The organism is Sulfitobacter sp. 1A13679 (assembly GCF_043557115.1).
GTDB lineage: Bacteria > Pseudomonadota > Alphaproteobacteria > Rhodobacterales > Rhodobacteraceae > Sulfitobacter > Sulfitobacter faviae.
On sequence record NZ_JBIFFO010000046.1, the window covers coordinates 1 to 5,972 of the forward strand.

General features: G+C 57.5%; 7 protein-coding genes and 1 tRNA gene. 2 read left to right on the top strand and 6 right to left on the bottom strand.

Annotated elements, in window-relative coordinates; all coding sequences use genetic code 11:
- The first annotated feature begins 106 nt into the window (after window positions 1-106).
- The gene (locus tag ACGYLA_RS19250; protein ID WP_394434588.1) at window positions 107-553 is read left to right on the top strand and encodes a hypothetical protein; all 447 of its coding nucleotides are present in this window, start codon (window positions 107-109) and stop codon (window positions 551-553) included.
- Here ACGYLA_RS19250 and ACGYLA_RS19255 read toward each other — a convergent pair.
- From ACGYLA_RS19255 to ACGYLA_RS19265, 3 genes are all read right to left on the bottom strand, one after another.
- Window positions 550-1,872: a relaxase/mobilization nuclease domain-containing protein gene (locus tag ACGYLA_RS19255; protein ID WP_394434590.1), complete on the bottom strand. Its 1,323-nt coding sequence runs from the start codon at window positions 1,870-1,872 to the stop codon at window positions 550-552. The genes ACGYLA_RS19250 and ACGYLA_RS19255 overlap by 4 nt on opposite strands.
- Entirely contained in the window at window positions 1,869-2,291 is a 423-nt protein-coding gene (locus ACGYLA_RS19260) for a hypothetical protein (protein ID WP_394434592.1), read from the bottom strand. Before ACGYLA_RS19260 ends, ACGYLA_RS19255 begins: the two co-directional genes overlap by 4 nt.
- A gap of 243 nt (window positions 2,292-2,534) precedes the next feature.
- The gene (locus ACGYLA_RS19265; protein ID WP_067264691.1) at window positions 2,535-3,056 is read right to left on the bottom strand and encodes a superoxide dismutase family protein; all 522 of its coding nucleotides are present in this window, start codon (window positions 3,054-3,056) and stop codon (window positions 2,535-2,537) included.
- Between the two features lie 104 nt (window positions 3,057-3,160).
- On the opposite strand from ACGYLA_RS19265, the gene ACGYLA_RS19270 reads away from it, so the two are divergent.
- A tRNA-Arg gene (locus ACGYLA_RS19270) sits at window positions 3,161-3,237 on the top strand.
- A 28-nt stretch (window positions 3,238-3,265) separates the two neighbouring features.
- Here the strand turns inward: ACGYLA_RS19270 and ACGYLA_RS19275 are convergent.
- The 3 genes from ACGYLA_RS19275 to ACGYLA_RS19285 all read right to left on the bottom strand — a co-directional run.
- A complete protein-coding gene (locus ACGYLA_RS19275) occupies window positions 3,266-3,625 on the bottom strand; it encodes a response regulator (RefSeq protein ID WP_394434594.1) in 360 nt (119 codons plus the stop codon).
- Window positions 3,626-3,631: 6 nt separating this feature from the next.
- The gene (locus ACGYLA_RS19280; protein WP_394434596.1) at window positions 3,632-5,080 is read right to left on the bottom strand and encodes a histidine kinase dimerization/phosphoacceptor domain -containing protein; all 1,449 of its coding nucleotides are present in this window, start codon (window positions 5,078-5,080) and stop codon (window positions 3,632-3,634) included.
- A 328-nt stretch (window positions 5,081-5,408) separates the two neighbouring features.
- Window positions 5,409-5,972, bottom strand: a 564-nt coding sequence (locus ACGYLA_RS19285) for a sensor histidine kinase (protein WP_394434598.1), incomplete at its 5' end; no start/stop codon positions are given.

Here is a 5,972-nt window from a genome sequence, read left to right on the forward strand (position 1 = left end):
GCACTCCCCGTCATAAGATGCGTTCGTTCTCGCAGCGCGGATCACACCCTACAACGTGACTCCGGGCCACCGCTTACGTTTATTATTAATAGCGAAGAGCTTTGCCTTGGCGGCATTTGCTTTTTGGCTTTCCACATTTTTAAGCTTGCTGATTAAGGATGGCTCCTCTCTTGCGCACACTCTTGTGTACTCACTGTATGGCTCGATGGGGTTTGGGTTGCTTTTCCCTTACTATCTCTTGCCCCAGCAAGTTTATCTACCTGCAATCATACTTTTCGGTGTGATCTTATGTGTTAGCAATGCCCTGGTTCGCTCAGGTTGGCTCGCGGTCGGAAATGCTGCGTTGCTAGTGATTGCTAATAACATCCGAGAAATATTGCGCGCAGAAAGCGACGGCCTAACTGCCGGTGAGCGTGTTTTCTGGGGACATCAAGTTTATCTCGACGGTCAGATTTCTCTGATCGGCTTTGTTTACATTAATATTAGCCCTGAAATGTCTTTGCTTTTTCTTACAGCGACTTGCGCAATATTAAGAATGTTTAAGGCGCGCTAGGGCTCGAAGCCGCGTCTGCGCTGCGGGCGCGGGGCGCGTTCGCGCTTGCGGCCTTCTTTTTCGCGGGTTTTCTCGCGTTTGCGCGTGGACGTGTGATCGGGATCATGCCGATGATCACGCATATAGTGCGCTACATCCTCGCGCAGCCGTAGCAGCTCTTCTTGAGCCGCTTCCCTCTGCGCACGGATATCACGCTGAATCGCCTGCCGCTCTTCGATCTGCTTGAAGATCAGCGCGTCCTTTTCCGCGCGGTCGCGGTGCAGGGCTTGCAGCGCTTCCTGTTCATTCTGCGCTCTGACCTTGGCATATTTGCCTGTCAGGCGATGCCAAATTCCCGAGAACCCCTTCGGCAGACGTTCCGCCCGCTTGCGGGTTTCGGCCTGCCAGCGTCTCTCATGGGCTTCGGTAAGCTGGCGGCGCTCTTCCTGATGCCGCCCGACAATCTCTGCCTTGCGGAAGTCGATCTGCAAAGACCGCCGCGCCGCGTCCCGCTCGGCCTGCTTGATGAACTCTTGCAGCTTGGCGGTCATGCCGTCCGCGATTTCGGCCTTTACTTGATCGGTCGAGCGGAGGGATTGCGGATCGCCGAGTTTGGCTTCCACGTCCTTTGCCTTCACGCCGCTGTAGCGCGCAACGGCATAGACCTCGCCGCGATAATCGACCGCGACAAAGCCGCGCCGATCACCCTTGGCGAGCCAGAACCCGCGCTCCTTGAGCGCCTGTTCGAAAGCTGCGCGGCTGTCTGATGTTTCCCAGACAGTCTTGAAGACAGCCTTGAGCTCCTTCGCGTCAAGGCCAGCCCGCCGCGCTTGCTGCCACTCTTCGTGCGTGAAGGTGAGAGGATCGCGCAGACGGCCATCTTCCAGGCCGCGCGGCATCGCCCAGCCGTGGTCTATGTAGAGCTGGCGCGACACATCGCGCAGCTTGATCTTGTAATGGTTCAGGTTCAGCGCTCGCATCCGCTCGCTGTCTATCCGCGACCAGACGGCATGAGCGTGTCGCCGCCCGTCCTTCTCATGGAAGACGATGGCGCGGGGCTGGCCTTCCAGCCCAAGCTTGGCTTCGACTTGCTCAATGGCTTTTTCAAAGTCCTCGATGGACGCATTCGCGCCCTCGGGCGGGTTGAAGCTCATCGAGAACAGATGCTTCTCGCAGCGCGTTCCCCGCGCAATGGCATCGGCTTCGCCGAATGCCTCGACCAGATCATCACTGATGAAGCCGCGCACATCATGCAGTTCAACATGGTCGTTGTCCCGCATCGCCAGCAGGTAACGGGCGAGCTGCGGGGCATTGCCGCGCTCTTTGGCTTTCAAGATCATGGCTCGCTCCCTGGCACTTTGCCGAGAGCCGCCAAGAGTTCCGCTCGCATTTCAGAGATTTCGCGGCAGGCTTCTTTGATCTCCGCTTCGGTCTCAGGCGTGACGGGCAGCGAACCCGTATTCACCGCCTTGGCGAGCTGGTTCATGTTCTGGGACAGCCGAGATTGACCCAGTGCCCCCGCCATACGGCCAAGGGCTTCCTTGTCCTGCACGGGGCTGTTACCACGCCTCTTGCGCGGTGCAGCATCAGCACCGAAAAGCCGCTCTCGGATGTAGGTGGCGAGGGTCTTGCTGCCCCGTTCGGCATCCAGCCGCGCCCGTTCCTCATAGGTCAGACGCAGGGAGAAGGGCGGTGGATAACCAGCCCTCTTCGCCTCTGACTTGGCTATGTTATTGAATTCATGGCGCGAATGTGTCATCTTCGCACCTCAGACTTTTAAAGTCCGAACGGGCGAGATGGTATTCCCACTCTTGGAGAGCCTCAATCAGGGAGTTCAAGTCCTCTCCCTCCAGGCGCACCATTAACCTTCCATGATTATCGATGTGCCCCCGCAAGTGTGTCGCTCGATTCTTCAAAGCCTACGCTGCACGCCTATTCTATACATCGAATCGACACCCCCGCCCCGATAGCCGGGACGGAGGTGCCAAAACTTCACATCAAATCACGACGCCTCAAACACGCCACAAGCGATACGCGAACCCGCGTCGCCCGATGGCTGCGATTCGTAATCGTCTGCGCCGCTGTGAATGATGAAGGCCGCGCCGTCATCGTCTTTGATCATGGTCTCAATATCGAGCAGGTCGAGAAAGACTTCGGCTTCCAGCACCCCATCTTCACCCACGACCATATTGGGCATATCACCGGGATGCGGCCCACCTTCGACGAGCACACCGTGCTTGCGGTCCCCCGCGATATGGCCACCGGCGGATTTGAAATCCTCGGCCGAACAATCACCGGTCTCATGCAGGTGCACGCCGTGGGTACCCGCAGGCACGCCGGTCACGTCGATCTTGACCAAGGTGCGGCCCGATGCGGTCGTGTTCAGCGAAACATTGCCCGAGATATCGTTAGAATTGCCCGCGACCTGAGCCGTCGCCGCCGTTTGCATATGGCTTTCGGCCTGCGCCGCCACGGCGCCTGTTGTGGCCAAAGCGGCCCCGAGTAGGATATTGCGCAGATACATGGCTTCCTCCTTTGGGTTATATGTCCGATGACGGCTCAACCCACCCGGCCCGCGTCGGGTTCCTCTTGATGCAGGGCGAGGCTTGCCCCTATAAGCGGCCGAGTGCTCCCTTAGCTCAGCTGGATAGAGCAGCCGACTTCTAATCGGCAGGCCGAGGGTTCGAATCCTTCAGGGAGCGCCACTTTCTTTCACACTTGGGCCCTCCCCACCTACGCGCGCGAAAAATCCTCGATCGCCGCGGCGATTAGGTGCGGGAAGGTCGGTTTGCCAAGCATGGCGACAGGCTCAAGCGCGCGTAGCCGCTGCTGGGTGAGATCGTCCAGATTGCCGCTCATGAAGACGCAGCGGATGTTGTGTTCTGCCAGCAGCCACTGCGCCACCTCTTCACCGGAATCGCCATTGGCGAGCCGCAGGTCCATGAAGGCCAGATCGGGCCGGGTCTGCGCCACCACTTCCCGGCAGGTCGCGAAATCCTTGACCGGACCAAGGACGGAATGTTGAAGCTGTTCGAGCTGCATCTGAAGGTCCAAGGCAATCAAAAATTCGTCTTCGACAATCAGAATATTCACCGGGCATCACCCGGCGGGCATGGGAACCTCAATTTCAACGCAATAACCATGCTCTGTTGCCCTCTTATCCATCGTCGCCCCAAGCTGGCCGACAATGCCCGCCACGATCTTCGAACCGAGACCGACCCCACCTACACTCTCCGCGTTGCCGATCCCATCGTCCGACACCGTTAACGTCAAAAGGTCTCCCTCTTGATGCAAACGAACATCAACCCTGCCCTGTTCCCGCGCGACGAAGGCATGTTTATGCGCGTTGGTCACAAGCTCATTGATCAGCAGCGCAAGGTTGATGGCCAAATCGGTCGGCACGGTGACCGACGGCGCGTCGACGACAGTCTCGATCTGCTTGCTATCGGTCTCGGTACTGGCTGAAAGGAAATCGACAAGCTGCGGGATGTATTCACCGACATCCACATGGGTAACGTTATGCGATTTATAGATAAGTTCATGGACCGAGCTTACCGCATGCACCCGGAGCGAGGCCTGTTGCAGGCTGTGTTTGACAGACGCATCGTCCACCGACGCGGCTTCGAGACGCAGAATGCTCGACACCAGATGCAGGCTGTTCTTAATCCGGTGGTTCACGTCGCCAAGCAGCGTTTCCTTCTGCTCAAGAAGCTTGTCACGCTCGGTCAGGGTCTTCTGCAAGACCTCTTCGCGCTTCTTGGAATGGGTCAGATCAAGCGTGGCACCGATGAACCGCGAGGGCTTGTCATGTTCGAAAAGGACTTCGCCGCGCGTGTTCAGCCACCGGGTTTCCCCATTGGGCAAGACGATCCGATAATCGGCGTTCACCGTGGCATCATTGGCCATCGTTTCGCCCAAGCTTTGGTTCACATGCGCCAGATCATCGGGATGGATACGCCGGAACAGCTTGGCCATGGGGATTGTCCCCTCGGTATCGGCATAGCCGAAAAGACTGGCCAATTCCTGCGAGATATTCGCGGTTCCGGTCTGAAGGTCCAACTCACCATAGCCGATCCCCGATACCTGCTTGGCCAGATTGAGCCGTATCGCCTGATCACGGCGACCGATGAATTCCGAGGTGACATCCTCGACATGGTGGATCAGCGCGATCAGCTTGCCATCTTCGAACACGGGCGTGTTCAACGGTTGCCAATATTTCTCTTCAAAGGCCCCGTCGGCGCTGTCGCGAATGGGGATATTGTACTTCTGCACGGCCATGCGGTGCTGTTTGCCCGTGGCGGCGACGATCTCAAGCGACTTGCCCAGATTATTGGTGCCATCTGCCGTCGCGTCGGAAGGGTCATCCGGGAAAGCGTCGAACAGATGTTTCCCGACGAGGTCCTCCGCTTTTGACCCGGTGATGAATAGGTACCGGTCATTCACGTCGATAATCTTCAAATCGGTATCTAAAACGAGATACCCGTGGGGGGATGCCGCAAAAATTGCAGATCTCGACACGCTACCGTTCGCCGATCTTTCACCACCCATATTCTTCCCTATAAACTTCCTTCAATCTCTCTGGCCACCATATCCCCTTAACTTTGAACAGAAAAGCTCAGCCTCCTTGATATAAGTTAAGCAGCGATATGGCGGCGCGCCGCAGCAAATGATGGACCGCTCAATTATTCGGCAAGCTAAGAACTCAGGTAATGAATGACGCGCATAAATGGCGCGTCTTTTTACGATTGGCGCTTTTGCGCCTCTATTCACGCCGCAGCACCCTGAGGCGTGCCAATTGAATTAAGACTGCGCGCATTCGCTTGCTCGACGGCGTATTCAGAGGGAGAGGCCCCGCCCCGAATTGGGAAAGGGCCGATCACGCGGCCACAAGCGCTTCCTCTGCCGCGATTTCCGAGGCGCAGAGGGGCAGATCGACGGTGAACTTCGTCCCAATGCCAACGGTGCTCTCTACGCGGATGTCCCCCTCATGTGCAGCGGCGAGTTTTTTGCTGATCGCAAGGCCAAGACCAGTGCCGCCATCAGCGCTTTTGCTGGCTGTTTCCGCTTGAATGAAGGCTTGGAAAATCCGCTGCAAATCCTCTGCCGGCATCCCGCAACCGTTGTCTTCGACCTCAAGTCGGCATGTATCGCCGACCCGCTTGGCGCGCATGCGAATGCTGGAGGCCGAGGAGAACTTCAGCGCGTTGCCCAAGAGATTGATCAGGATCTGCTTGCAGCGCCCGCGGTCGGCGAAAACGTCGAACTCGTCATATTCGATTTCCAGCATCGCCTGTTTCTCCTTGGCCAGTCCCTGAAATTGCTCTGCCAATTCGGCCAGCAAATCGCCCGCCGCAAAAGAGGTTCTTCTGTGGTTGCCGCCCGTAGTGCAAGAATTTTTTGACCCTATTGGCGAGTGATCGAGTGCGGTCTTCTGTAAGGC

Excerpts from the sequence above, each read along its gene's own strand:
- ACGYLA_RS19255 (WP_394434590.1), bottom strand. The coding sequence starts at position 1,872 with ATGATCTTGAAAGCCAAAGAGCGCGGCAATGCCCCGCAGCTCGCCCGT.
- ACGYLA_RS19260 (WP_394434592.1), bottom strand. The coding sequence starts at position 2,291 with ATGACACATTCGCGCCATGAATTCAATAACATAGCCAAGTCAGAGGCG.
- ACGYLA_RS19265 (WP_067264691.1), bottom strand. The coding sequence starts at position 3,056 with ATGTATCTGCGCAATATCCTACTCGGGGCCGCTTTGGCCACAACAGGC.
- ACGYLA_RS19280 (WP_394434596.1), bottom strand. The coding sequence starts at position 5,080 with ATGGGTGGTGAAAGATCGGCGAACGGTAGCGTGTCGAGATCTGCAATT.